A 23,616-nucleotide genomic window follows, 5' to 3' on the forward strand; every position below is an offset into this window, starting at 1 on the left:
TCCCGTGATGAGCAACCCGGTCGGGCAGGTCACCCCCGTTGCCAGCGCCCGACCGTTCGTCCAGAGCACGCAGGCCGATGCCGCCGCGCCAGCGCGCAGCGATCTCTACCGCAGCAGCTACGTGGGCAAGAGCTATCTGCGCCGCTCGCGCCGCAGCACCTCCGCCAGCCAGTCGATGTTCCGCATCAGCTGAACCGGATCACGCACCACCCGCACCAGCACTGAAGGCGCAGCCGCCCGGGGCACCAGCCGACCCCGGGACTGCGCGTGATGGCAGTGCCCGCCGGGCTCCGCTATCGTGACGGCATGACCAACATGCCTGTCGATCCGCCGGCCGGGACCCCGGAGGCGGCGCATCCAGCTCCGCCCCTGTTCCGTCGCACCACGACCGTGAACCATCTCAACGCGCTCTCGCGGGGTACCGCGATCGAGGCGCTGGGCATCGTCTTCACCGAAATCGGCGACCGCCACCTGCGGGCGACCATGCCGGTCGACGCACGCACGCTGCAGCCCTACGGCCTGCTCCACGGCGGGTCCTCCGTACTGCTGGCGGAAACGCTGGGCAGCAGCGCGGGAAACCTGTGCGTCGAGGAGGACCGCGTCTGCGTCGGGCTGGAGATCAACGCCAACCACCTGCGCGCCGTGCGCGACGGGACGGTGACCGGTACCGCCACCGCGCTGCATGTGGGCGGTCGCACCCAGGTCTGGGAAATCCGCATCGAGGACGATCGCGGCCGTCTGGCCTGCATCTCCCGCCTTACCCTGGCCGTCGTCGCGCGCTCCAGCGACTAGCAGCCCAAGCGGCGGCTGCGTCTCGGAGGCGGCTGTCGTTGCGCCCGGCGCATGGCGCGCGCCGCCTTCCGGTGTGAACCACGCGCTCGCCACGCCTCTCGCGCCTGCCGCGCGGCCGGTCGGCGCTGTATCGTTCGCGGTCATGAATGCGCCACAGCCCACCATTCCCCTTCCGGCCCGCGCCTCGCCGCTGACGCGCACCTTCCGCTACCTGTACCGGGTGCCGATGCTGTTGTGGCACCTGCTGGTCAACCTGCCGGTGGTACTGGTGCTGATCAGCCCGCTGCTGGGTGGTATCCGGTTGGGCGATGAGCGCATGGACCACCGCATGATCCGGCTGTGGTCGGCCGGGCTGATGCGCGTGTTCCGGTTCCGCCTGCGCCGCATCGGTTCGCCGCTGTCCGGCGGCACCATGTTCGTCGCCAACCACGTCAGCTGGATCGACATCGCCGCGCTGCACAGCCAGCAGATGATGGGCATGGTGGCCAAGCGCGAGATCCGCAGCTGGCCGGTGGTGGGCTGGCTCGCCAGCCGGGCGCAGACGATCTTCCACTCCCGCGGCAGCACCGAATCGATGGGCGGCGTGCTGCAGGAAATGCTCGCGCGGCTGCGCGATGGCCGCTCGGTGGGCGTGTTTCCCGAGGGTGGCACGCGCGGCGGAGGCGAGGTCGGCCCCTTCCATGCGCGCATCTTCCTGGCCGCGGTGGAGGCCGGCGCGCAGATCCAGCCGGTGGCGCTGCGCTACGGCGAGGGCGGCAGCGCGCAGCGCATCGTGGCCTTCGCGCCGCGCGAGCGCTTCGTCGGCAACTTCTTCCGCCTGCTCGGCGAACCGCCGCGGGTGGCGGAGATCCACTTCCTCGAGCCGATCCTGCCCACCCAGGTCGAGGGTCGCCGTCGCATCGCCGACACGGCGCGCGGTCGTATCCTCGAGGCGATGAACAGCTGAGGGACGCGAGGTGCTGACCGCCGCCGATTTTCGCCCTCCGCGCTGGCTCCGCAACGCCCACCTGCAGACCGTGCTGGGCTCCAGCGGCATGCGCCAGTGGATGGGTGAGCACCAGCTGGAGGCGACCGGCGCGATCACCACCGCGCACCTGCTAGACGGCGGCGGCGGGGTGCGTCTGCAGGGCCTGCACAGCGCGATGCCGGGCGTGGAGGCGCGCGGTCTGGCGCTGCTGCTGCATGGCTGGGAAGGCAGCGCCGATTCGGGCTACATGCGCCTGACGGCGGCGTCGCTGCTGACCAGGGGCTTTGAGGTATTCCGGCTCAATTTCCGCGACCACGGCGGCACCCATCACCTCAATTCCGGTCTGTTCCATTCCAACCGCATCGACGAGGTGGTCCATGCGACCGCCGATCTCGCCCGCCGCTTCCCGCTGCGACCGCTGACGGTGGGTGGCTACTCGCTGGGCGGCAACTTCGCCCTGCGCCTGGCCCTGCGTGCGCCGGGCGCCGGCCTGTCGATCGCCCGCGTCGCGGTGATCTGCCCGCTGCTCGACCCGGCCCGGACCATGGACGCGATGGAGGCGGGCTTCCCGGCCTACATGCGCCATTTCGAGGGCAAGTGGCGGCGCTCGCTGCAGCGCAAGCGCGAGCTGTTCCCCCAGCAGTACGACTTCGACGACCGCGTGCTCGGCCTGCGCATGCGCCCGCTGACCCGGTGGATGGTCGAGCGCAGCACCGAATACGACTCGCTGGAAAGCTACTTCGATGGCTATTCGCTGGCCGGCGCGCGCCTCAGCCAGCTGCAGGTGCCCGCCAGCGTCCTCATGGCCGCCGATGATCCGGTGATCCCGGTCGAGGACTTCGCCAACGCCCGGCTCTCGCCCTGCGTGGACCTGCAGATATCGCCCTGGGGCGGCCACTGCGGATTCCTGGAGAACGGGCGCCTGCAGGGTTTCGGCGAGCAGTGGCTCGCCCAGCGGCTGGCCGCGTGCGCCGATACAATGGCCGATTGACCGAACCCCGAGCAGCAGTCCATGTACGAACCGATCATCGACGCCCTGCGTCGCGGCGCCGCCGACGAAGCCCTCACCGCTGCGCGTGGCGCCGTTGCCGAACACGCCGAGGATCCGGCCGCACACCGCTGGCTCGCCTACGCGCAGCGCCTGGCAGGTGATCGCGAGGCGGCCCTGGAGGCCATCGACGCGGCCATCCGCCTGGCGCCGGAAAACGCCGACCTGCATCTGGACCGCGCCGGCCTGCTGTTGCAGGAGCGCAAGCTCGACGAGGCCCAGGCGGCGCTGGCACACAGCACCGGCCTGGATCCCAACCAGTTCCCGGCATACGTGATCCAGGCGCAGCTCGCGCTGGGCCGCGGCGATCTGGAGGAGGCCCAGCGGCTGACCCGCACCGCCGCGCGCATCACCGACCAGCACCCGCAGATCGCGGCGCTGGAAGGCAACCTGGCGCTGCGCCGGGGCGACGCCGACCAGGCGCTCGCCGGGCTGTCGGCCGCCGCCAAACTGTGGCCGGAGGAGCCGACGCTGCGCCATGCACTGGGCTTTGCGTATCTGGCCAAGGGTCATCTGGCATTCGCCGAGCAGGCTTTCCGCAGCCTGCTGGAAGCCAGTCCGGGTTCGCTGCCGCTGCGCGCGCTGGTCGCCGACCTGCTGCGCCGTCAGGGACGCCCCGGCGATGCCGCTGATGAAATCGCACCCCTGCTGACCGGCGATGACGCCGCCCCGGCATTGCGCCGCATGGTCGCCGAACTGGAGCTGGAAGCCGGTCGTGACGAGTCCGCCCGCGATCGCCTGCTGGAACTGGTCAAGGAAAATCCCGACGACCGCCGCAGCATCGTGGCACTGGCGGAAGCCTGGCGCCGGCTGGGCGCGGCCGACGAGGCGCGCGCGACCCTGGATGCGTTGCTGGAAACTGCGCCGGGCAACATCGACCTGTGGCGCGCGCGCCTGCTGTTCGAAGAGTTCGCGTCCCCTGAAGCACTGGCGGTCGTCGAGCGCTGGCAGCAGCTCGACCCCGACAGCGTGCCGGCGCTGGAAGCGCGCATCACCCTGCATGACGTGGCCGGCGAGACCGGGCAGGGCGACGCCCTGGCCGCGCGCATCATCGAGCTGCAGCCGGGTCATGCCAAGGCCGAGACCCGGATCTTCGACCGGCTGCTGCAGAGCGATCCGGATGCGGCCATCAGCCACGTGGAAGGCCTGCTGGCACGCGCAACGGACGAGGCGGTTCGCAGCAACCTGCGCCAGCTGCTTGGGCGCTGCTTCGAGGCCGCCGGCCAGCCGGCCGCCGCGGTGGCCACCTGGGCCGAGCTGCACAGCGAAGTCGCGCCCCAGCGCCTGCCGCTGCTGGAGCCGAGCATCGCCCGCGATTGGCCGGCCGACGACAGTGACGAGGTCAGCCGTCACAGCGGGCTGCTGCTGTGGGGCGCGCCGGGTTCCCTGATCGAACGCGTCGCCGGCACCCTGCACGCCGCCGGTGCGCCGCTGTTCGCCGACCGCTTCGGGCCAATGCCGCCGAACGATCTGTTCCAGCGCTTTGCCACGGTGAACGCCTTGGCCAGCGGTGCCGCCGACCCCGCCGCACTGATCGCCGAATGGCGGGCCGCGTTCCCCTCGCGCGGAATCAAGCCCGACCGGATCTGCGACTGGCTGCTGTGGTGGGACAACACCCTGGCGACGGTGCTGCGCGAACACGCGCCCGAGGCGATGCTGCTGGTCGCGCTGCGCGATCCGCGCGACATGCTGCTGGACTGGATCGCCCACGGCGCGCCGGCGCCGTTCGCGCTGGAGTCGCCCGAGGCCGGCGCGCGCTGGCTGGCGAAGGTGCTGGACCAGGTCGCCGAGCTGCACGAGCACAATCTCATCGCCCATCGCCTGCTGCGCATGGACGGGGTGGAAAACGACATGGCCGCCCTTGCCCAGATGCTGGCCAACGCGCTGGATGTCAGCCTGCCGGCGGTGGCGCCGGGCCGCTTCGGCCCCGACCGGATGGCGGCCGGCCGCTGGCGCGATTTCGTCGAGCCGCTGGGCGATGCGTTCGCCCTGCTGACGCCAGTGGCGGTGCGCCTGGGTTACCCGCAGGACTGATCCGACCTGATCAGGCCCGCGCGGGCGTCGTCTGGCAGACTGGTCCGGTAGCCACACGGAGTCCACGCATGCGCATCCACAGCGACAGTTTCCAGCGTCACCAGTCCCTGCCGGCGGAGTTCGCCGCCGGCCAGCCCACCGCCGACGGCTTCGGGTTTGCGCCCAACCGCAACCCGCACCTGGCCTGGGACGAGGTCCCGGACGGCACGCGTTCGTTCGTCCTGATCTGCGTCGACCCCGACGTGCCGACGGTGGCCGAGATGGTCGGCAAGGAAGGCGTATCGATCCCGGTCGACCAGCCGCGCACCGACTTCATCCACTGGGTGATGGTCGATATCCCGGCCACGGTGACCGAAATCGCCGCCGGTGCCTGCAGCGACGGCGTGGTGCCGCACGGCAAGCAGAACCCCGGCGGGCCGGAAGGCTCACGCCAGGGCTTGAACGACTACACCGGCTGGTTTGCCGATGACCCGGCCATGGCCGGTGACTGGCGCGGCTACGACGGCCCGTTCCCGCCGCCCAATGACCTGCGCATGCACCGCTACTTCTTCCGCGTGTTCGCGCTGGATGTCGAGCGCCTGCCGCTGCCCGACCGCTTCACCGCCGCCGATGCACTGACCGCGATGCAAGGCCATGTGCTGGCCGAGGCGGACACCTACGCGACCTACAGCCTGCATCCGGACCTGTAACCAGTTGGCTCAGCCGCCGGCCGGGAGCCACAGCAGCAGGGCGGCGCCCAGCGCGATGCGGTAGAACGCGAACGGGGCGTAGCTGTGTTGCTTGATGTAGCCCATCAGCCAGCGCACCGCGATGAATCCGGTCGCGCTGGCGGCGACGAATGCCAGCCCCAGCTCGCCCCAGGCCTCGCCGCCGGCCGCACCGCCGCTGCCCTTGAGGAAGTACTCCAGCACCGCGTAGCCGCTGGCGGCGAACATGGTCGGGATGCCGACCAGGAACACGAACTCGGTCGCCGCCGAGCGCTGCCCGGTGCCGGCCAGCATGGCCATGAAGATCGCCGCGCCCGAGCGCGAAGTACCCGGAAAGATCCCGGCCAGCACCTGCGCCAGGCCGACCAGGATCGCCACCGTCCAGGTGACCCGCGTGGACGGCGGACGACCGGCGGCGATGCGCTCGGCGAAGAGGATCCAGACGCCGCCCAGGATCAGGGCGATGGCCACCGGCGAGACGGTTTCCGGCAACTCCCAGCCCAGCAGCCGTACCGGCAGGCCGACCAGCGCGGTGACCAGGAAGGCGGCACCGATCTTGGCCAGGTACAGCCGGTTCTCGCGCTCACGCAGGCCGGTCGCCAGCGACCACAGCCGCTCGCGGAAGACCAGCGTGATCGCCAGGATCGCACCGGCCTGGATGACGATGTTGAACAGGTCCGAGCGCGCACCCAGCCAGTGCTGGGCGATCAGCAGGTGACCGGTGCTGGACACCGGCAGGAATTCGGTCAGGCCTTCGAGGATGCCGAGCAGCAGCGCGGCGAGGGTATCGGACATGGAAACCACCGGAAACGGAGCGGGTGCACCGCCGGTGGCGCCCACGAGGGGGCACAGGATAGCGGCAACCGCCGCCTTTGGCCCCCGGGGGCGCAAAAAAATGCCATCCGCCGCCCGGTCATCGAATAAAATCTGCCCTTGCTACTGTAGTCGCCTCCCACCTCCAGGAACCCCGCATGTCCATCGAGAACGTCGAGAAACTGGTCCAGCAGCACAAGGTCGAGTTTGTCGATCTGCGTTTCACCGACATGCGTGGCGTGCAGCACCACGTCACCTTCCCCGGTTCGATCATCGACGAGGCGCTGTTCGAGGACGGCCGGATGTTCGACGGCTCCTCCATCGGCGGCTGGAAGGGCGTGCACGATTCGGACATGGTGCTGCTGCCCGATCCGTCCACCGCGTTCCTGGACCCGTTCACGGCCGACCCCACCCTGGTGCTGACCTGCGACATCCTCGATCCGGCGACCATGCAGGCCTACAACCGCGACCCGCGCGGCATTGCCAAGCGCGCCGAGGCGTTCCTGAAATCCAGCGGCATCGCCGACCAGGCGTTCTTCGGTCCGGAGCCGGAGTTCTTCATCTTCGACAGCGTCCGCTACGCGAATGACATGGGGCACACCTTCTTCCACGTTGACTCCGAAGAGGCGGCCTGGAACTCGGGCAAGGAGTACCCCGGCGGCAACAGCGGCTACCGGCCCGGCGTGAAGGGCGGCTATTTCCCGGTCGCGCCGCTGGACTCGCTGCACGACATCCGCGCGCAGATGTGCAAGACGCTGCAGGCGGTCGGCATCGAGGTCGAGGTCCACCACCGCGAGGTCGCCACCGCCGGCCAGTCGGAAATCGGCACCCGCTTCAACTCGCTGACCAAAAAGGCCGACGAGCTGCAGACGATGAAGTACGTCATCAAGAACGTCGCCCACCGCCACGGCAAGACCGCGACCTTCATGCCCAAGCCGCTGGTCGGCGACAACGGCAGCGGCATGCACGTGCACCAGAGCCTGGCCAAGGCCGGGGTCAACCTGTTCTCCGGTGAGGGCTACGGCGGCCTGAGCCAGATGGCGCTGTGGTACATCGGCGGCATCTTCAGGCACGCGCGCGCGGTCAATGCCTTCGCCAACGCCACCACCAACTCCTACAAGCGGCTGGTGCCCGGCTTCGAGGCGCCGGTGATGCTGGCCTACTCGGCCTCCAACCGCTCCGCCAGCTGCCGCATCCCCTACGTGGCCAACCCCAAGGCGCGCCGGGTCGAGATGCGCTTCCCCGATCCGATGAACTCGGGCTACCTGATCTTCGCCGCGCTGATGATGGCCGGGCTGGACGGGATCAAGCACCAGATCGACCCGGGCCCGCCCAGCGACAAGGACCTCTACGACCTGCCGCCGGAGGAGGAGAAGAACATCCCGACGGTGTGCCACAGCCTGGACCAGGCGCTGGAGGCGCTGGACGGGGACCGTGACTTCCTGAAAGCCGGCGGCGTGTTCAGCGACGACTTCATCGACGCCTACATCCGGCTGAAGATGAAGGAGGTCACCGCGTTCCGCGCCGCGACCCATCCGCTGGAATACCAGATGTATTACGCGATCTGATGGCGCCAGGCGCCGGCCGGGATTTCCGGCCGACGCGGCTGCGATAGATCACAGGTCCGCCGGCGCAATACCGGCGGTAGCGGGGCCGCAGGGCGGTCAGCCGGCGCATTGGGTGACCGTCAACGTACCTGGCAGGGCCACGCCCTTGCGGTCGCCGATGCTGCCGTCGGCCGCATCGGAGATGTTGAACAGCCGATAGGCGCTCTGGTAGTCGTCACCGCCCAGGTTGCGGGCCAGGGCGATCGCGAAATCCCAGGTCTTGATCGTGTTGCCGTCGTAGTCCTTGATCAGGGCATTGAGCTTGAAGTCCATACCATCGGAGGCTTCCAGCGCCTTCTCCGCGTGCCCCAGCAGCTGCGCCATCTCCGCTTCGGTGTAGCTCACGCTGACCGTGTCGCCATCCTTGACCGGGCCGGAATCCGCATGTTCGATGCCGCCGCCCTGGGCGACATTGAGGAAGGTGGCCACGCTGTCATCGGCCGTGTAGGTAAAGGTGTAGCGCCGGTCGGCCATGATCTCCGAGCCGTCGGCCCGGAAGCTCTGGGTGAGGGACAGGGGCACGTTGTCGCCGTAACGCAGATCCCAGGTCGCCGACGCGGAGCCGTCCGCGCGGGTGGTCAGCACGCTGTTGCCGGTGTTCCCGGCGCTGTTGAACGACGCCTTCAGCGGGCCCAGTTCCAGCTTGAGCTGGCTCTGCGAAGAGTAGTCGAGCTTCTGGATTGTCGCGACGTCCGACACCCCGTTGCGGGCGGCGGCCGGCATCGTGCCGGTGGCCACATAGTCGTTGAAGGCGGCGCGGCCGTCGGCGCTGGACAGGTTGAACTCGGCGGTTTTCAGCGTGGCGGTGTCGAGCTTGTCGTTGCGGCCGAGCATCGCGCTGGCCACCGAGAAGTCCACGCCCACCCCGTTGTAGGCTTCGATCGCCTCGGTCGGGCCACCGGTGACGCGGACCTGGTCGGTACCGATCTTCTCGACCAGCAGGCTGGCGCCTTCAAAGTTGGTGATCTTCGATTCGGTGGCGATATGGCGGAAGGCCGCCTTGAACTCGGTGCCGCTGTACTGCGAGCCGTCGAGCTTGATAACGGTGCCGGTGGGCATGGAATCGGGGTCAAATGGATTGACCTTTTTCAGGTCGGTCCTGGCCGCGATCTGCTCGGGCATCGACACCTCGAACGAGCCCTTGATGCCCTCGGTCCTGCCGACCTCCAGCCCGGCCTGCTTGGACTCCACCCCGGCGTTGAGCGTTACCGACAGGTCAGCCGAGCTGCGGTAGGTGGTCACGCCGTTGTCGGTTTTCTTGCCGGAAGTGACCGTTGTCTGGGCATCGATGCCGAACGACACGCCGTAACCCTTGGCGTTCTTCAGTCCCTGGCTGAAGCCGCCTCCGCCGTTGACGCTGACCGTGCCCTTCTCGCTGTCAAAGCCGATGCTGCCGTTGGCGGAGGTGTTGGTGGTGCTGGCGGTTCCGTTGCTGTCGGTGGTCGTGCTCTTGTCGCTCTTGCTGCCGCTGACCGTCGCACCGCTGTCGTCGACCTTGACGCCGGCCTTGCTGGTCGAGGTCGTGCCGTTCGCTGTGTCGCCGGTGCGAGCGGTGCTCTCGGGCTTGACCTCCAGCGATCCGCCACCGCCGGCGTCCTTGGCCGGAGCAGCTTCGGGCAGGTTGATGCGGGCGCCCGGATACAGCACGTCGGGGTTGAGGACCTGCGGGTTGGCGGCGAGCAGCTTCTGCGCGCTGATGCCCTCGGCCTTGGCGATGGTGGCGATCGAGTCGCCATGCTTGACCACGTGTTGCCGCGGCGGCGGCGGGGGTGGCGGCGCGAAACGCTCGCGGACACCGTCAATGCGGGGGATGCTCATGGCCAACTCCGTCAGTTTCCTGAGTCGAACATAGAGCGCGCGGCGAGTGCCGACAGCTGGGGTTGGCCCTAGAGGACAGTGAATCGACCGTGTGCGGTTCAGCCAGCCAGCCGGCGCCGACCGCGGCGGATCGCCTCAGCCAACGGTGGGAAGCAGCAGCTCGGCCGAGCCGGCACGGTGGGTCGCGCCGACCGCGTCGACCACCCCGGCGCAGGCGTGGCGGGTGGCGTCCAGCAGTGGGGCTCCGGCCAGAAGTTCCACGTTGAGCATCGCGCTGAACAGGTCGCCGGTGCCTTTGGGCGCGGCGTCGACGCGCTCGTGTTCGACGACCTGGGCGTCGTCGCGGCTCACCACCGCCACCCGCATGCGCCCGTCCGCCCACGACTCCGGCGCCGCGCTGGTCACCGCCACCCACTGCGTGTGGCCGACCAGCAGAGTGCGCGCGGCCTCGATCGCGCCCGCGATGGTGTCGGTGGGCCGGCCGCTGAGCCGCTCCAGCTCGAAGCCGTTGGGGGTCAGGCCGTGCGCCATCGGCAACAGCGCCTTCTGATACACCGGCAGCATTGCCGGGTCGACATACACGCCGGTGTCCTGGTCGCCGATCACCGGGTCGATCTGCACGTGCAGGCGGGGGTGGCGCTCATGCATGCGGCCGATCCAGTCCGCCAGTGCCTGCGCCTGCGCAGGCCCGCCGAGGTAGCCCACCAGGATCGAGCGCAGCGACGCCAATGCACCGCGCGCGTCGAGGTCCTCCAGATAGCCGCTGAACCAGTCGATCGGGACCGCACCGCCGTGCAGGCTCGGGTAATGCGGCGTGTTGCTCAGCAGCACGGTGGGCACCGCGGCGACACTCAGGCCGGCCGCCTGCAGCGTCGGCACCGCGACGTTGTTGCCGACCCGGCCGTAGACGACCTGCGACTGCACCGACACCACGTCGATCGCCAGCGGCGCCAGCAGGGTGGATGCCAGCACGTCCGGCGGCGCCGTTTCGCTCACGCGCCCAAATCCGCGGGCCAGTAGTGGCTGTCAGGCAGGGCACGCGCGCCGAAAATCGCCTGGCCGACGCGGACCACGGTCGCGCCTTCCTCGATCGCCATCTCGAAGTCGCCCGACATGCCCATCGACAGCTCGTCCATGCCGATGCCGTCGGGCGCGTCCTGGCGCAGGCGGTCGCGCAGTTCGCGCAGCAGGACAAAGCAGGCACGCACCCGCTCCGCATCCGGCGACAGCGCCGCCAGCGTCATCAGGCCGCGCACGCGCAGCGCGCTGAAGGCAGGCAATTCGCGCACGAACGCGGCCACGTCCTCCGGCGCCAAGCCGTACTTGCTCGCCTCGCCCGAGGAGTTCACCTGCACGAAGACGTCCAGCGAGCGACCCTCCTCCTGCAGGCGACGATCCAGCGTCCGCGCGAGGCGCAGGCTGTCGAGGGCCTGGAACTCGCTCGCGAAGCTGGCCACCAGCTTGGCCTTGTTGGTCTGCAGGTGGCCGATCACCGACCAGCGCAGGTCGCTCAGGTCAGCCATGGCCTGCCACTTGGCGTGCGCCTCCTGGACCTTGTTCTCGCCCAGGAACGTGCAGCCGGCCGCATGCACGATACGGATGCGCGCCTCATCGATGGTCTTGCTGACCGGCAACAGCCGCACCCCGGCCGGATCGCGGTCGGCGCGCTGGCAAGCCGCCTGGATGCGGGACTGGACGGCATCCAGGTTGTGCCGGAAATCGGCCAGGGTGGTGGCCGGCGGATAGCGGGCGGCGGCGGACGGGTCGGACGTATCCAATGGGCGATTCTCGAAAGGTCAGGACGCGACAGTGGCGCGGGGGCGGAGCTCCATCATTGCGGGTCTCCGGACCCGGAAACCGATGTCCCACGCATGGATTGTAGCCCCGGCCGCTTTGGGTACGTCCGCGCCCGGCTCGCCCTTTCACCGCGCTGCGACCGGCGGCACGGTAGATTCCGCGTGCGATTGCCCACCAAGGAGAGTTCCGATGAAGACCACTGTATTGGCAGGCGCGACTGTGTTGGCGCTCGGTCTGGCCGCCTGCAGCAGCTCGCCCGAACGGACCACCACGACGAGGGCGTCCGCCGCGCCCACCGCAAAACTGGCCACCACGTCCACCGTCCAGCGCGCGCACGTTAACCTGGCCGGCGCATCCGGCAGCCTGGTCAGCGGTCGCCTGAGCGTCAGCCCGATGGGCGATGGCATCCACTTCACCGGCGAGATCGGCGGCCTGACGCCCAACAGCACGCACGCCATCCACATCCACGAAAAGGGCGATTGCAGTGCGGCTGACGCCAGCAGCGCCGGCGGCCATTTCAATCCTGTCGGGGTCATGCACGGCCGCGTCAGCACGCCACCGCATCATGCCGGTGACATGGACAACATCGTGGCCGATGCAAAGGGCGTGGCGAAGGTGGATGCGCATGCCAGCGGCCCGGTCTTGGGCGGCGGTGCGGCCAACGATGCCATCGGACGGGCGGTGATCGTGCACGCGTCCGCGGATGACTACACCAGCCAGCCCGCCGGCAATGCCGGCGCGCGCGTGGCCTGCGGCGTCATTACCGCCGGCTGAGGCGTGACGACGGTATCGCTGGGTGCAATGCTGGCTGGATGCAAGTAGACATCCGTGACGCAATGCCGGGCGACGCCGAACTGCTGGCGCAGTGGGCGGCGGCGATGGCGTTGGAGACCGAGTCCAAGGTGCTCGCCCCCGCCACGATCCTCGCGGGGGTCAGCGCCGGGCTCCTGGATCCCGCACGCGCGCGCTACTTCGTCGCCATCGCCAGCGCAGGGATGGGTGGGGGAGAAGTCGTGCGCATGCCGGTCGGCACGCTGATGCTGACCCGGGAGTGGAGCGACTGGCGCAACGGCGACTGGTGGTGGATCCAGAGCGTGTACGTCGATCCGGGCTACCGGCGCCGCGGCGTGCTGTCCGCCCTGTACCGGCACGTCGAGGACCTGGCGCGGCAAACCGAAGGCGTGATCGGCCTGCGGCTGTATGTCGAGCGCGACAACTCCATTGCCCAGCGCACCTACGCAGCGCTGGGCATGGCCGACGCCGGCTATCGGATCTATGAAGCGGGTTTTGGCGACTGATCAGGCCAGCGCGGCGCGGCAGTCATCGTCCAGGTCGCAGTGGACGAATTGGACCGCAATGCCGTGCGCGCCCAGCACTGCCGCAATCTGGCGCTGGCGACCCTGGAAAAACTGGAACAGGCGCTGCTGGCGCTCGCGTTGGCCATCGTCGGTCGTCGCGATGCCGTGGTCGTAGTGCTGCTCCCAGCTCGCCGGTGACATCAGCGCGATCCGCGCCTCGCCATCGACGTAATGCACCAGCGGCTCGGGCGCTGCGTCCAGCCAGGCGGACTCGCCTGTGTGAAGCAAAGCCGTTTCCAGCAGCGGCCACAGCGGCGCCAGGCCGGCGTGTTCGTACTGGATCGAGGTCATCGCCGCCAGGTCGTGCACGGTCATGAAGCGCGCATGCTCGACCTGCAGCCCGAAAGCCGCCTGGGCGGCCAGCGCGGTGTCCGCGGCGGCCATGCCGACCTCGATCAGGTCGCGCTCGAACGCATCGCCCACACGCGCCACCACGTCCTCGGCACCCTTCAGCACGAACGGCACCAGCCGCAACGGACCGCCCAGGTAATCCGGTGACGGCGCCAGCGTGCCCGGCAGGACCGAACCGCTGGCACCGAAGGCAATGATCCGGCCGTTGTCGCGCTCCAGCCCGCCGCGGGGCGCGCGGGCGGCCAGCTCGTCCAGTTCCCGGTGCAGCGGCCAGCCCGGCCGCAACAACTCGACCGGATCGTAGTGGGCGCCGACGATAATCAGCTCCAGCCGCGCCGCCTCCGGCGCAAAATCCGCCAGGTCGCGGGCGATCAAATGGGCCAGCGCACCGACTTCGGCCTGCGCCAGGCGGTCGCGATCGACCGGGGCGTCGCCGACCACTTCGATGGCGAATGCGCCCAGCACGCTCAGCGGAGCAGCGTCGCGGGGGGAGACGGGGTCGGAATTGCTGGCTGGGCTCATCGGGTGTCCGGGCGGGGATCTGCGTTTGGGCCGGTCGTCGCATCGGCGTGGATACGCCGGCGTTTGGTCGCGCGCGAGGGCGGCGTTACACTGCGGACATTATGCCCGCAAGTGACCGCGGGCCCTGCAATCCCCGCGCTGGCTGGACCGCGGCGGGGCTCCAACGAGGTGACCACCGATGCGCCAAACCCGTCCCGTTGCCGTGCTCGGCGGCGTCCGGATTCCCTTCTGCCGCCAGAACACCGCCTATGCGGATGTCGGCAACCTGGGCATGTCGGTGCGCACCCTCGGCGCGCTGGTCGAGAAGTACGGGCTGCACGGCCAGCAACTGGGCGAGGTGGCGATGGGTGCGGTGATCAAGCACTCCAGCGACTGGAACCTGGGGCGCGAGGCCGCGCTGTCCTCCGGCCTGTCGCCGTTGACCCCGGGACTCACCTTGCAGCGCGCCTGCGGCACCTCGCTGGACACGATTGTCGCCGTGGCCAACAAGATCGCGGTGGGCCAGATCGAGGCCGGCATCGGCGGTGGATCCGACACCACCTCGGACGTGCCGATCGTGTATGGCAGCCAGCTCCGCCGGCGCCTGCTCGCGGCCGCCGCGGCGCGCGACACCAAGGGCAAGCTGGCCGCGTTCAAGGGCTTCTCGCTGCGCGAGCTCAAGCCCGACTTTCCCGGCGTCGCCGAGCCGCGCACCGGCAAGTCGATGGGCGAGCACTGCGAGGAGATGGCCAAGGAGTGGAACATCTCGCGCGATTCGCAGGACGAGTGGGCGCTGTCCTCGCACCAGAAGCTGGCCGCCGCCTACGAGCGCGGGTTCTTCGATGACCTGGTGGTGAGCTTCCGCGGCGTCTCGCGCGACAACAACCTGCGCGCCGACAGTTCGCTGGAAAAGCTGGCGACGCTGAAGCCCGCGTTTGACCGCACCTCCGGCCGCGGCACGCTGACCGCCGGCAATTCCACTCCGCTCACCGATGGCGCCGCCGCCTGCCTGCTGGCCTCGCCGGAGTGGGCTGCCGCGCACGGTCACGAGCCGCTGTGCCACCTGATCGACTCGCAGGTCGCGGCGGTCGATTTCACCCACGGCGAGGGGCTGCTGATGGCGCCGACCATCGCCGTGCCGGAGATGCTTGCCCGCCAGGGCCTGAGCCTGCAGGACTTCGACTTCTACGAGATCCACGAGGCGTTCGCCGCCCAGGTGCTGTGCACGCTGCGCGCCTGGGAAAGCGAGGAGTATTGCAGGAACCGCCTCGGCCTGGACGCGCCGTTGGGGCGGATCGACCCGGCGAAGATCAACCCCAACGGTTCCTCGCTGGCGACCGGTCATCCGTTTGCGGCGACCGGCGCGCGGATCGTCGCCACCGCGGCCAAGGAGCTGGCGCAACGCGGCGGCGGACGCTGCCTGGTGTCGATCTGCACCGCGGGCGGCATGGGCGTGGTGGCGATCCTGGAGCGCTGAGGCGCCACGCCTGGCGGGGGCATCACCCCCGGACTGACGCTGGACGCCTCAACCCGAAGCGTCCGGCGTCGCGCGGCACCTTTTTACTCGCGCAGACGCGTCACCTGCTTACTCGCGCAGGCGCGGCATGCCGTGTTCGTCGCGCTCTTCCACCACCGCCATGTCGTGAAGCTGCTGGCGCATGTCGCGTCCGGGCAGCTCGGTGACCGCCTCGCCGCGGCTGGCGCGCAAGGCGTTGGCGTAGGCCAGGCGGCCCCGGGCCTCGTCGCCGGACTCGGCAAAACCGTGGCCAAGCTCCTCCCACGCATCGCCGCCCGCGCCCTGGGCGATCCCACGGTGCAGGTAGCCCTCCGCCGACGCCCAGTGGCCCTGAGCGCGGTTGAGCCGTGCCAGCGCCAGCAGCAGCGCGGGGCTGCCCGGATGCGCCTGCAGCCAGCGCTCGGCGTTTTCCCGACGCCGTTCAAGCTGGCCGATGGGCAAGCGGCCGTAGACCGCGGCCAGCGATTCGTCCCAGCGTTCGTCCAGCGCCTTTTCCACGCTCTTCGCCGCGGCGTCGTCCCAGCGCAGGGCGGCGGCGCGCTCGGCATACGCCGTTACCGCATCGGGGTCGGTCCGGAACGCCTTGGGCAATGACTCCCAGCGGTCGGCGAGGATGTTCGCATCGCCCGCTTCGCGCAGGGCCTCGCTGGCCCATTGCGCTTCCAGCCGGTCCAGTTGTTGCACCGGCAGTACCTTCTGCTGGCGCATGGCGCCGAGCAGGCCATACGCCTCTCCCACCTCGCCGGTGGCGGCCAGCGCATGCGCGCGCAGCAGCAATCCCCGCGGCGGCAGCGGTTGCACATCCGGGCTCTCCAGCAGCATCAGCGCCTCGGCGGGACGGCCGTCGGCAAGCGCGAGCTCGGCGCCGATCACCGCGCGGGTAACGGGGTGCGAGCCGGTCAACGCGTCCAGGTGCTGGCGCGCCAGCGCTGCATCGCCGGCCGCCGCGGCGGCGCGCGCCGCACCGGCATGGGCCAGCGGGGACACCCCCTGGCGCAGGGCCAGTGGCTGACGCGCGGCCTCGTTGAGCAACTTCTCCGAGCGGGCCCAATGGCCCAGCTCCAGCGCGCCCAGGCCTTCCACCAGCTTCATCCGGGCGGCGCGGCTGCGGCGCCGGCGCAGGGTGATGAACGGCAGGGTGAGCATCTTCCAGATCAGCCACAGCGCGACCCAGATGCCCAGGCCCACCAGGATGGCCGCGGCCAGCGTGGTCACGTAGCGGGTGCCGCGGAAGTCCAGCGTCAGCACGCCGGGGTCCTGGACCAGCAACTGGGCGGCGAGCGCGCCGACCAGCGCCAGCACGATCCAGAACAGCAGGTTGCGAAACAGGTTCATGGCAGAGGCTCCCGATGGTTGGCGCGCAACTGGCGCAACTGGATCAATGTGGTGCCCAGGGTCGGAAGCCGGGGTGAAAGCGGCAGCGCGGCGATCTCGCGCAACTGCGCGCGGGCACCGTTGGCCGCACCAACCGGCGTCCCCAGTCGGGTCAGCCACGCGTCGGCGCGGCCCAGCGCGGCGCGGTAGGCCGTTGTGTCACGGCGCTCGGCGGCGGCCCGGGCCAGGGTGATTTCCAGCTGCAGGCCCGCCTGCGCATCCGCCCGCTGGGGCGCATCCAGCGCATGCGGCGTCTCCAGGTCCTGCACCTGGACAATGCCGATGAAGGCGCGTTTCCACCACGGTTCCAGCGATGTCGGGGCGGGTGGCGAAGCGGGCTGCGGGGCATCGATCGTCGCGGCCCAGGCATCCAGCCGCGCCAGCGCGCGGGCCCGGGGTTCCCCATCCAGTGCGTCCAGGGCGGCGCGCTCCTGGCCCAGGGTCTGGCGCAGGTTGAGATACGCCGGGTCCTCGATCGCTTCCAGCACCCCGGCGGCGAGCGCATAGCTTCGCCGGGCGCCGTCCACGTCGCCGGCAATCTGCAGGCGCTGCTGGCCCAGACTGAGCAGAACCTCCGCCTCGTCCAGGCGCAGGGCGTGCGCACCCAGCCGGGCCGGATCGCTGTAGCGCGCCAGACTGTCCTCGATCAGCGCGGCGCGCTCGGACAGTCCGAGCAGCTCGTCACGCAGGATGCGATTGGTCGCGATGGCCTGTTGCAGGCGCTTGGCCTGGACGCCCTGGTCGCCCCGCAGGCTGTCCAGGCGCTGGCCCAGCGTCTCCAGCCGCGTCTGGACGACGCCCGCCTGGGCAAGGTCCTGCGCCTGGTGCCCCTGCCAGCGGTAGCCGCCATAGGCCAGCGCGGCGATCGCCGCGAGCAGCAGGACCAGCAACCAGGGCCAGGTTGACCGGCGGCGAGGCGGTGGGGTGGACGGGGAACTGGACACGTCGATGAACACGCTGGCGGGAGCTCCAATGCTACCGGAGCGCCGTCTGCGTGGGCGTCACGCCATCAGTTGCGCTGCGGCCTCGGCCATGTCCGCCGGGCGGGCGCTGCGGGCCGGCCGGCAGTCGGAGAAACCCGACGCGCGGGCCAACTGCACCAGCCGCTCGCTGGCGGCCACGACCGGCAACCCGAGCAGGCGCTCGAGCACCGGCGCAGGCAGGCTCTGCAGGGCCAGTTGCAGCGCCTCGCCGCTGGACACGGCCAGCACGGCGGGCGCGTCGAGATCGCGCACCGCGGCCAGCGCGCGCGGCGGCGGCAGTACCGGTACGCGCCGGTAGACGTTGGCGCGGATCACCTCGGCGCCGCGCGCTGCCAGGGCGGGCGGCAGGGTCCCGCGCCCGCCCGGTGCTGTCACCAGGCCGATGGTGCTGCCTTGCAGCTGTTGCAGGCCGGTCAGCGCGAGCAGTCCTTCGCTGTCCATGCGGGCCGGGGAGGCCACGACCGGGATGCCGGCGCGGCGCAGCGCTGCAGCCGTGCCTGCGCCGACGGCAAACCAGTCCTGGCCCGCTCTGGCGCGAAGCGCGCAAAGCGTCGCGGCCGAGCGTGCGGCCTGCGGGCTGGTGAACATCAGCCGGTCGGCGGCCAACGCGCGATCCAGCGCAACGCGGCTTTCCGCGCTGTCAATGGTCTCCAGCTTCCACGGTGCCAGCGCCAGCAGGCCGGCGCCGTGGCGGGCGGCGGCGCGGCGCAGCGAGGCGTTGCCGCCGCGTGGACGCAGCGAGATCACGTACCATGCGGGAGCCGGGTTGCGCGCGGTCATCGCCACAGCTTGGCACGCGCAACCGACGACTGCATGCCCGTCCTGCCGTCCGCGCATTCCCCTTCTCTTCCGGTCGATCCGGCTCCAGCCAGGGTTTACATGCCGCAATCCGCGTCCCACATCCAGGCCCTGCAGCGTCTCGAGCAGCGCTTCCAATCGATGCCGCCGGTCGCGGCCATGGCGCCGATAATCGAGGGTTTCGACGGCCAGAGGCTGTGCGTCAACGCGCCGCTGGACCTGCATGTCAACGACAAGGGCTGCGCGTTTGGCGGCAGCATGGTGTCATTGATGACGCTGGCGTCCTGGGGCCTGGTGACGATGCAGGTCGAGGCCGCCGGGCTCGACGCGGGAATCTACGTCGCCGACAGCCAGGTGCGTTATCTGCACCCGGTGTACGAGGACCTGCGGATCACCGCCGAGCTGGCGCCTTCGGGCGGCTGGGACGCTTTCATCGCGACCTTGCGCCAGCGCCGGCGCGCACGCATCAGCCTGGTCGCCCGCCTGATGCTGGCCGACGGCCGCCTTGCGACCGACTTCAGCGCCCGCTACGTCGCCATCGCCCGCTGAAACGATCGGGCACCCGCTACGATCGGCGCCTGCCACCGGAGAATCCCCCAACATGCATCGCTCACCCTGTCACCGTCCGAACCGCCGCTGGCAAGGCCTGCGCGCGATCCTGCTGGTCCTGGCCGCGCTATGGGTGCTTGCCGGCTGCAGCAGTGCCAGTCCCGCCGCCAGCGCGCTGGACTCGGCGCAGTACGCCTGGTCGGGAGCGATCCGCTGGGGCGATTTCGGCGGCGCGCGGAATCTGGTCGACCCGGCGGTCCGCGAGGCGAACCCCCTAAGCCCGCTGCAGATGGAACGCTACGAACAGGTCCAGGTCTCGTCCTACCGCGATGTCGGCGGCGCCGTGGATACCGCCAACGGCCGCGCGGTGCGCAACATCGAGATCGGCGTGATCAACCGCCACACCATGGCCGAGCGCACCGTCCGCTACCTCGAGCAGTGGCGCTGGGACGCCGGCGCCAAGGCCTGGTGGCTGGTCAGCGACCTGCCGGATCTGTGGGCCGGGCAATGAGCGCGTTTTTGCACCCGTCCCGCCGCTGGGCGACAATCGCCGGCCCCCAGTCGTGCGCGTGATTCCGTGACCTTTGAAGAACTGCTGGCCTTCGCCCAGCGTCACCCCCTGCTGTCGCTGGCGCTGGTCGGCATCACCGTGGCCCTGGTGTTCACCGAAATCGCCCAGCTGTTCCGGGGCTACGCCGGCCTGCGCCCCGCCGAGCTGGTGGCGCTGATGAACCGCGACAACGCGCTGGTGATAGACCTCTCGCCCAGCAGCGACTTCGAGAAGGGCCATATCGCCGGAAGCAAGTCGGTCCAGCCCAGCCAGTTCGATCCGGAAAGCAAGCAGCTGGCGGCCGCCAAGGCGCTGCCGGTGATCGTCGTGTGCCGCACCGGCATGACCGCCGGCGCGTCGGCCAAGCGGCTGAAGAAGGCCGGCTTTGAGAAGGTCTACGTGCTCGAGGGCGGCATCCAGGCCTGGCGCCAGGCCGACCTGCCACTGGTCAAGGGCCGCCGCGGCTGAACGCGGGGCGGCTCGCTGCGGGCTCTTGCTTCGCCGCCCGTCGTCCCCAGCCTTGAGCCCATGGCGCGCCATGGCTGCGTGCCATAATCGCCACTTTTCCGTCCTTACGCTGGAGTAATCCCGATGTCCGAAGAAACCCTCAACGGTGCCGCCGCGCCGGCCGAAGCCGCCACCGGTGCCTCTTTCACGGTCGAGAAGATCTACGCCAAGGACGTCTCTTTCGAAGTGCCCGGCGGCCCGGGCGTGTTCAACGAGCAGGCCCAGCCGGAGCTGCAGATGAACCTCAGCCAGAGCGTGCAGCAGGTGAATGAAGGCCTGTACGAGGTGGTCCTGGGCATCACCCTGACCTGCAACGCCGACGACAAGCCGCTGTACCTGGCCGAGGTCAAGCAGGCCGGCGTGTTCAGCATGAGCGGCTTTGAACCGGCGCAGCTGGACGCCATGCTCGGCATTCATTGCCCGAACGTGCTCTACCCGTATTCGCGTGCGCTGATCAGCAGCCTGATCCAGTCGGGTGGTTTCCCGCCGTTCTTCCTGCAGCCGATCAATTTCGAAGCCCTCTACAGCGAAAGCCTGCGCCAGCGCGCGGCGAAGGACGCCGGCGACCAGACCCCCGGCCTCGACGGCGTCGAGACCGCCGGCAACGCCTGATCTCGGCGGCATGAGTCACTTGGTGGAATCCGGCGCCCAGCGCGTGGCGGTGCTGGGCGCGGGCTCCTGGGGCACCGCACTGGCGGCGCTTGTTGCGCGGCACGGGCACGACACGGTGCTGTGGGGCCGGGACGTCGATGCGATTGCCGGTATCGAGCATGACCGCCAGAACGCGCGCTACCTGCCCGGCATCACGCTGCCGGAGAACCTGCGCGCCACCGGTGATCTGGCCGGGGCGATGAAGGATGCCGAGCTGGTGCTCGTCGTGGTGCCCTCGCACGCGTTCGCCGACACCCTGCGCCTGCTGGCACCGCACCGCCCGGCAACTGCCGGCGTGGCCTGGGCCAGCAAGGGCTTCGAGCCCGGCAGCGGCCGCTTCCTGCACGAGGTTGCCGCCGAAGTGCTCGGCGCCGAGGTGCCCTTGGCCGTGGTCACCGGCCCCTCGTTTGCGAAGGAAGTCGCCATCGGGCTTCCCACCGCGCTGACCGTGCACTCGGCCAGCGACCGGTTTGCCAAATGCGTCGCCGACGTTCTGCACGGGCCGAGCTTTCGCGCCTATACCGGCGACGACATGCTCGGCGCCGAGCTGGGCGGGGCAATGAAGAACGTGCTGGCGGTGGCGACAGGCGTGGCCGACGGCATGGAGCTGGGCCTGAACGCCCGCGCCGGCCTCATCACGCGTGGCCTGAACGAGATGCTGCGCCTGAACCGCGCGCTCGGCGGCCGTCCGGAGACGGTGATGGGCTTGGCCGGACTGGGTGACCTGGTGTTGACCTGCACCGGCGATCTGTCGCGCAACCGCCGCCTGGGACTGGCATTGGGCCGGGGCCAATCGATCGAGGACGCGATCCGCGACATCGGCCAGGTGGTCGAGTCGGTGCAGACGGCGGACGAAGTGATGCGCCTGGCCCGTCGCCACGAGGTCGAACTGCCGATCGCCGAAGCCGTGTTCGCGGTGCTGCATGGCGATCTCACGCCTGCCCAGGGGCTGCGCCAGTTGATGGCGCGCGAGCAGAAAGCCGAGTATCCCGGTCCGTTGTTCGGCTGAGGCATCCCCGGAACGTAAATGCTGCGGAGGACGCCCATAAAAAAAGCCCGGCCGAAGCCGGGCTTTTTTCGTGCATGACGATCGGATCAGAACGTGATGCGCGGACCGATGAACCACTGGGTGTCGCCGTCGACGAACTTGACGTCGCCGCTCAGGCCCCACATCGGGTTGAACTTCACCTGCGCGCCGAGGCGACCGTAGAAGTCACCGTCGTAGTCGCTGCCGTCCTCATAGCCGGCCATCGCGTAGCCTTCGAAGTTCGGTGCCAGCGCGCCACGCACGCCCACTTCAACGCTGTAGCCGTTCAGGCTGTTGTTGAACTCGTCCTCGGAACGCTCGTAGGCGACGCGGGTCACCAGGTCGGCGGCCGGGGAGATCTCGTGGTTGTAGCCCACGCCCAGGCGCCACTGATCGATCTTGACGCCGCGGTAGCGCAGCGGACCAACGAAGAAATCGTCGGTCTTCTGGTTGGAGTAGTCGCCGAACACGTGGAAGTTCGGCGCGATGGCGCCGGAACCGCGGACGGCAAACCCGTCGGCGTCGCTGTAGTCGGTGTCGGTGGCGATGTAGCCGGCTTCGACGTAGTTGTAGGAGATGCCATCGGCGGCCGAAGCAGCAAACGGAAGCGCGGCGATCAGGCTCAGGGCAAGCAGTGACTTCTTCATGATTTTTCGGCCTCTTGAAAGGGATAGCTCATTCCGGCTGCGGCCGCCTCAAACCAAGGTGGCATCCCAGCTGGACCCCGGCAGTATCCCCGCGGGGGTGTAATCCCAACTGAATTGTGTACTTGACCGTTCAATAACTACAGGTGCTGTTCAGGATGGAATATTGGAAGCCCGGTTGACCGGTGTCATGAAGCCGCAACGCCTCCTTCTGCAGACTGGGCACCCGACGATGTGGTCGATTCCAGAGGAGTCCAACATGGCAATCCGTTTTCCATCCATCTCAAGCAGCATCCTGGATGCCGTTGGCGACACGCCGCTGGTGGAAGTCGAGGGGATTCTGGCCAAGCTGGAGTTCCTGAATCCTTCCGGATCGATCAAGGCCCGCATCGCCAAGTACATGATCGAGAAGGCCGAGGAGGCGGGCCTGTTGCAACCCGGCGACACCATCGTGGAAGCCACCAGCGGCAACACCGGCAACGCGCTGGCAATGGTCGCGGCGGTGAAGGGATACCGGATGCTGGTGGTGATGCCCGAAGGCCTGTCCGGCGAACGGGTCGCGATATCGCGCGCCTACGGGGCTGAGGTGCTGTTCTGCGGGGATTTCCACGTGAACTCGGCGCTGGAGAAGGCGCGCGAACTGGGTGCGCAGCCCCACCATTTCTGTCCCAGCCAGTTCGAGTCCGAGTGGAATGTGGAAGAAAACCGCCTCGTCCTCGGTCCGGAGATCCTGGCCCAATTGCCGGAAGGCGTGGTTCCCGACGCGCTGGTGGCCGGCGTGGGCACCGGCGGCACCCTGATCGGCGTCGGCCAGGCATTCCGCAAGGTCAATCCGGACGTGCGGCTGTTCGCGATGGAGCCGTCCGAATCCAAAACGCTGCTGTGCGGCGAGGTCGCCCTGCACAAGATCGAAGGCATCTCCGATGGCTTCGTGCCGGGGATCTTCCAGCGCCACGGCGCGCTGGTCGATGAGGTCACCAGCGTCGCCAGCGCCGACGCGGTCGAGGCGATGCGGCACCTGGCGCGGGCGCACGGCCTGTTCTGCGGGCCCAGCTCGGGTGCGCACCTGCTGGCCGCCAAGCGCGTGTGCGAACTGCATCCGGAACTGAAAACCGTGGTCACGCTGTTCTGCGACAAGGGCGAGAAGTACCTGCAGGAGTATTTCGTCCGCGCCGGCAGCGAGCCCGAGGAGCCGACGCCCTTCATCTGACAGGCCGCCGGGTG

25 protein-coding genes are annotated in these 23,616 nt (G+C 69.4%); 16 read left to right on the forward strand and 9 right to left on the reverse strand.

The annotated features are described in order from the left end of the window. The first annotated feature begins 7 nt into the window (after window positions 1-7). The 6 genes from INQ41_RS00365 to INQ41_RS00390 all read left to right on the forward strand — a co-directional run bounded on the left by INQ41_RS00365 (window position 8) and on the right by INQ41_RS00390 (window position 5,530). Entirely contained in the window at window positions 8-193 is a 186-nt protein-coding gene (locus tag INQ41_RS00365; RefSeq protein ID WP_193985257.1) for a hypothetical protein, read from the forward strand. 113 nt (window positions 194-306) lie between these two features. Beyond that, window positions 307-792 (forward strand): hotdog fold thioesterase, encoded by a 486-nt coding sequence (locus INQ41_RS00370; RefSeq protein WP_407074238.1) that lies wholly within the window; start codon window positions 307-309, stop codon window positions 790-792. A gap of 142 nt (window positions 793-934) precedes the next feature. Beyond that, window positions 935-1,738: a lysophospholipid acyltransferase family protein gene (locus INQ41_RS00375; RefSeq protein ID WP_193985259.1), complete on the forward strand. Its 804-nt coding sequence runs from the start codon at window positions 935-937 to the stop codon at window positions 1,736-1,738. A 13-nt stretch (window positions 1,739-1,751) separates the two neighbouring features. Then, window positions 1,752-2,750, forward strand: a complete 999-nt coding sequence (locus INQ41_RS00380) for a YheT family hydrolase (RefSeq protein ID WP_193987113.1) — start codon at window positions 1,752-1,754, stop codon at window positions 2,748-2,750. A 21-nt stretch (window positions 2,751-2,771) separates the two neighbouring features. Continuing rightward, entirely contained in the window at window positions 2,772-4,841 is a 2,070-nt protein-coding gene (locus INQ41_RS00385) for a tetratricopeptide repeat protein (RefSeq protein ID WP_193985260.1), read from the forward strand. Window positions 4,842-4,909: 68 nt separating this feature from the next. Then, window positions 4,910-5,530: a YbhB/YbcL family Raf kinase inhibitor-like protein gene (locus INQ41_RS00390; protein WP_193985262.1), complete on the forward strand. Its 621-nt coding sequence runs from the start codon at window positions 4,910-4,912 to the stop codon at window positions 5,528-5,530. 9 nt (window positions 5,531-5,539) lie between these two features. Here the strand turns inward: INQ41_RS00390 and INQ41_RS00395 are convergent, their stop codons facing one another. Further along, a complete protein-coding gene (locus INQ41_RS00395; protein WP_193985264.1) occupies window positions 5,540-6,343 on the reverse strand; it encodes an undecaprenyl-diphosphate phosphatase in 804 nt (267 codons plus the stop codon). Window positions 6,344-6,519: 176 nt separating this feature from the next. On the opposite strand from INQ41_RS00395, the gene glnA reads away from it, so the two are divergent. After that, window positions 6,520-7,929, forward strand: a complete 1,410-nt coding sequence (gene glnA, locus INQ41_RS00400) for a type I glutamate--ammonia ligase (RefSeq protein ID WP_193985266.1) — start codon at window positions 6,520-6,522, stop codon at window positions 7,927-7,929. A gap of 96 nt (window positions 7,930-8,025) precedes the next feature. Here glnA and INQ41_RS00405 read toward each other — a convergent pair whose 3' ends face one another. From INQ41_RS00405 to INQ41_RS00415, 3 genes are all read right to left on the reverse strand, one after another. Beyond that, on the reverse strand, window positions 8,026-9,786 hold the full coding sequence (locus tag INQ41_RS00405) for a LysM peptidoglycan-binding domain-containing protein (protein WP_193985268.1): 1,761 nt from the start codon (window positions 9,784-9,786) through the stop codon (window positions 8,026-8,028). A 135-nt stretch (window positions 9,787-9,921) separates the two neighbouring features. Next, window positions 9,922-10,782 carry a pyridoxine/pyridoxal/pyridoxamine kinase gene (gene pdxK / locus INQ41_RS00410; RefSeq protein WP_228076637.1) on the reverse strand — a complete coding sequence of 287 codons (861 nt, stop codon included), beginning with the start codon at window positions 10,780-10,782 and terminating at the stop codon, window positions 9,922-9,924. Beyond that, window positions 10,779-11,564, reverse strand: a complete 786-nt coding sequence (locus tag INQ41_RS00415; RefSeq protein WP_193985270.1) for a YggS family pyridoxal phosphate-dependent enzyme — start codon at window positions 11,562-11,564, stop codon at window positions 10,779-10,781. Before INQ41_RS00415 ends, pdxK begins: the two co-directional genes overlap by 4 nt. A gap of 208 nt (window positions 11,565-11,772) precedes the next feature. Between INQ41_RS00415 and INQ41_RS00420 the strand changes: the two genes are divergently transcribed. Together INQ41_RS00420 and INQ41_RS00425 are read left to right on the forward strand one after the other, a co-directional pair. After that, complete coding sequence (locus INQ41_RS00420; RefSeq protein WP_193985272.1) at window positions 11,773-12,357, forward strand: superoxide dismutase family protein; 585 nt, start codon at window positions 11,773-11,775, stop codon at window positions 12,355-12,357. Window positions 12,358-12,395: 38 nt separating this feature from the next. Beyond that, a complete protein-coding gene (locus INQ41_RS00425; protein ID WP_193985274.1) occupies window positions 12,396-12,881 on the forward strand; it encodes a GNAT family N-acetyltransferase in 486 nt (161 codons plus the stop codon). On the opposite strand, the gene INQ41_RS00430 is transcribed toward INQ41_RS00425, so the two are convergent. Further along, window positions 12,882-13,814, reverse strand: coding sequence for a hypothetical protein (locus INQ41_RS00430; protein WP_193985276.1), 933 nt, complete (start codon window positions 13,812-13,814; stop codon window positions 12,882-12,884). Window positions 13,815-13,992: 178 nt separating this feature from the next. Here INQ41_RS00430 and INQ41_RS00435 point away from each other — a divergent pair, with 178 nt between their 5' ends. After that, window positions 13,993-15,270, forward strand: coding sequence for an acetyl-CoA C-acetyltransferase (locus tag INQ41_RS00435; RefSeq protein WP_193985278.1), 1,278 nt, complete (start codon window positions 13,993-13,995; stop codon window positions 15,268-15,270). A gap of 108 nt (window positions 15,271-15,378) precedes the next feature. Here INQ41_RS00435 and INQ41_RS00440 read toward each other — a convergent pair whose 3' ends face one another. From INQ41_RS00440 to INQ41_RS00450, 3 genes are read right to left on the reverse strand one after another with little or no spacing between them, the layout of a single operon-like run. Next, entirely contained in the window at window positions 15,379-16,644 is a 1,266-nt protein-coding gene (locus INQ41_RS00440; protein ID WP_193985279.1) for a heme biosynthesis protein HemY, read from the reverse strand. Beyond that, the gene (locus INQ41_RS00445; protein ID WP_193987115.1) at window positions 16,641-17,627 is read right to left on the reverse strand and encodes a uroporphyrinogen-III C-methyltransferase; all 987 of its coding nucleotides are present in this window, start codon (window positions 17,625-17,627) and stop codon (window positions 16,641-16,643) included. The genes INQ41_RS00440 and INQ41_RS00445 overlap by 4 nt, the downstream gene beginning before the upstream one ends. A gap of 57 nt (window positions 17,628-17,684) precedes the next feature. Then, entirely contained in the window at window positions 17,685-18,446 is a 762-nt protein-coding gene (locus tag INQ41_RS00450) for a uroporphyrinogen-III synthase (protein WP_193985281.1), read from the reverse strand. Between the two features lie 99 nt (window positions 18,447-18,545). Between INQ41_RS00450 and INQ41_RS00455 the strand changes: the two genes are divergently transcribed. The 5 genes from INQ41_RS00455 (at window position 18,546) to INQ41_RS00475 (ending at window position 21,730) form a co-directional block, all read left to right on the forward strand. After that, window positions 18,546-19,013 carry a YiiD C-terminal domain-containing protein gene (locus tag INQ41_RS00455; protein ID WP_228076638.1) on the forward strand — a complete coding sequence of 156 codons (468 nt, stop codon included), beginning with the start codon at window positions 18,546-18,548 and terminating at the stop codon, window positions 19,011-19,013. Window positions 19,014-19,065: 52 nt separating this feature from the next. Further along, window positions 19,066-19,524 carry a hypothetical protein gene (locus tag INQ41_RS00460; RefSeq protein ID WP_228076639.1) on the forward strand — a complete coding sequence of 153 codons (459 nt, stop codon included), beginning with the start codon at window positions 19,066-19,068 and terminating at the stop codon, window positions 19,522-19,524. Window positions 19,525-19,590: 66 nt separating this feature from the next. Then, the gene (locus INQ41_RS00465; RefSeq protein WP_193985285.1) at window positions 19,591-20,031 is read left to right on the forward strand and encodes a rhodanese-like domain-containing protein; all 441 of its coding nucleotides are present in this window, start codon (window positions 19,591-19,593) and stop codon (window positions 20,029-20,031) included. Between the two features lie 123 nt (window positions 20,032-20,154). Further along, window positions 20,155-20,682: a protein-export chaperone SecB gene (gene secB / locus INQ41_RS00470; protein WP_193985287.1), complete on the forward strand. Its 528-nt coding sequence runs from the start codon at window positions 20,155-20,157 to the stop codon at window positions 20,680-20,682. 10 nt (window positions 20,683-20,692) lie between these two features. Continuing rightward, window positions 20,693-21,730 carry an NAD(P)H-dependent glycerol-3-phosphate dehydrogenase gene (locus tag INQ41_RS00475; RefSeq protein ID WP_193985289.1) on the forward strand — a complete coding sequence of 346 codons (1,038 nt, stop codon included), beginning with the start codon at window positions 20,693-20,695 and terminating at the stop codon, window positions 21,728-21,730. Window positions 21,731-21,816: 86 nt separating this feature from the next. Here the strand turns inward: INQ41_RS00475 and INQ41_RS00480 are convergent, their stop codons facing one another. Continuing rightward, window positions 21,817-22,395, reverse strand: coding sequence for an OmpO family porin (locus INQ41_RS00480; RefSeq protein ID WP_193985291.1), 579 nt, complete (start codon window positions 22,393-22,395; stop codon window positions 21,817-21,819). A 256-nt stretch (window positions 22,396-22,651) separates the two neighbouring features. Between INQ41_RS00480 and INQ41_RS00485 the strand changes: the two genes are divergently transcribed. Further along, window positions 22,652-23,602, forward strand: a complete 951-nt coding sequence (locus INQ41_RS00485) for a PLP-dependent cysteine synthase family protein (RefSeq protein ID WP_193985293.1) — start codon at window positions 22,652-22,654, stop codon at window positions 23,600-23,602. Window positions 23,603-23,616 lie beyond the last annotated feature (14 nt).

It is taken from the genome of Lysobacter ciconiae (genome assembly GCF_015209725.1).
Lineage (GTDB): Bacteria > Pseudomonadota > Gammaproteobacteria > Xanthomonadales > Xanthomonadaceae > Novilysobacter > Novilysobacter ciconiae.

What these genes read in the sequence shown, in the direction of transcription:
- INQ41_RS00365 (WP_193985257.1), top strand. Translation starts at nt 8, where the DNA reads ATGAGCAACCCGGTCGGGCAGGTCACCCCCGTTGCCAGCGCCCGACCG.
- INQ41_RS00475 (WP_193985289.1), top strand. Translation starts at nt 20,693, where the DNA reads ATGAGTCACTTGGTGGAATCCGGCGCCCAGCGCGTGGCGGTGCTGGGC.
- INQ41_RS00435 (WP_193985278.1), top strand. Translation starts at nt 13,993, where the DNA reads ATGCGCCAAACCCGTCCCGTTGCCGTGCTCGGCGGCGTCCGGATTCCC.
- glnA (WP_193985266.1), top strand. Translation starts at nt 6,520, where the DNA reads ATGTCCATCGAGAACGTCGAGAAACTGGTCCAGCAGCACAAGGTCGAG.
- INQ41_RS00425 (WP_193985274.1), top strand. Translation starts at nt 12,396, where the DNA reads ATGCAAGTAGACATCCGTGACGCAATGCCGGGCGACGCCGAACTGCTG.
- INQ41_RS00405 (WP_193985268.1), bottom strand. Translation starts at nt 9,786, where the DNA reads ATGAGCATCCCCCGCATTGACGGTGTCCGCGAGCGTTTCGCGCCGCCA.
- INQ41_RS00480 (WP_193985291.1), bottom strand. Translation starts at nt 22,395, where the DNA reads ATGAAGAAGTCACTGCTTGCCCTGAGCCTGATCGCCGCGCTTCCGTTT.
- INQ41_RS00485 (WP_193985293.1), top strand. Translation starts at nt 22,652, where the DNA reads ATGGCAATCCGTTTTCCATCCATCTCAAGCAGCATCCTGGATGCCGTT.
- INQ41_RS00390 (WP_193985262.1), top strand. Translation starts at nt 4,910, where the DNA reads ATGCGCATCCACAGCGACAGTTTCCAGCGTCACCAGTCCCTGCCGGCG.
- INQ41_RS00375 (WP_193985259.1), top strand. Translation starts at nt 935, where the DNA reads ATGAATGCGCCACAGCCCACCATTCCCCTTCCGGCCCGCGCCTCGCCG.
- INQ41_RS00455 (WP_228076638.1), top strand. Translation starts at nt 18,546, where the DNA reads ATGCCGCAATCCGCGTCCCACATCCAGGCCCTGCAGCGTCTCGAGCAG.
- INQ41_RS00420 (WP_193985272.1), top strand. Translation starts at nt 11,773, where the DNA reads ATGAAGACCACTGTATTGGCAGGCGCGACTGTGTTGGCGCTCGGTCTG.
- INQ41_RS00395 (WP_193985264.1), bottom strand. Translation starts at nt 6,343, where the DNA reads ATGTCCGATACCCTCGCCGCGCTGCTGCTCGGCATCCTCGAAGGCCTG.
- INQ41_RS00440 (WP_193985279.1), bottom strand. Translation starts at nt 16,644, where the DNA reads ATGAACCTGTTTCGCAACCTGCTGTTCTGGATCGTGCTGGCGCTGGTC.
- secB (WP_193985287.1), top strand. Translation starts at nt 20,155, where the DNA reads ATGTCCGAAGAAACCCTCAACGGTGCCGCCGCGCCGGCCGAAGCCGCC.
- INQ41_RS00370 (WP_407074238.1), top strand. Translation starts at nt 307, where the DNA reads ATGACCAACATGCCTGTCGATCCGCCGGCCGGGACCCCGGAGGCGGCG.
- INQ41_RS00450 (WP_193985281.1), bottom strand. Translation starts at nt 18,446, where the DNA reads ATGACCGCGCGCAACCCGGCTCCCGCATGGTACGTGATCTCGCTGCGT.
- INQ41_RS00430 (WP_193985276.1), bottom strand. Translation starts at nt 13,814, where the DNA reads ATGAGCCCAGCCAGCAATTCCGACCCCGTCTCCCCCCGCGACGCTGCT.
- INQ41_RS00385 (WP_193985260.1), top strand. Translation starts at nt 2,772, where the DNA reads ATGTACGAACCGATCATCGACGCCCTGCGTCGCGGCGCCGCCGACGAA.
- INQ41_RS00460 (WP_228076639.1), top strand. Translation starts at nt 19,066, where the DNA reads ATGCATCGCTCACCCTGTCACCGTCCGAACCGCCGCTGGCAAGGCCTG.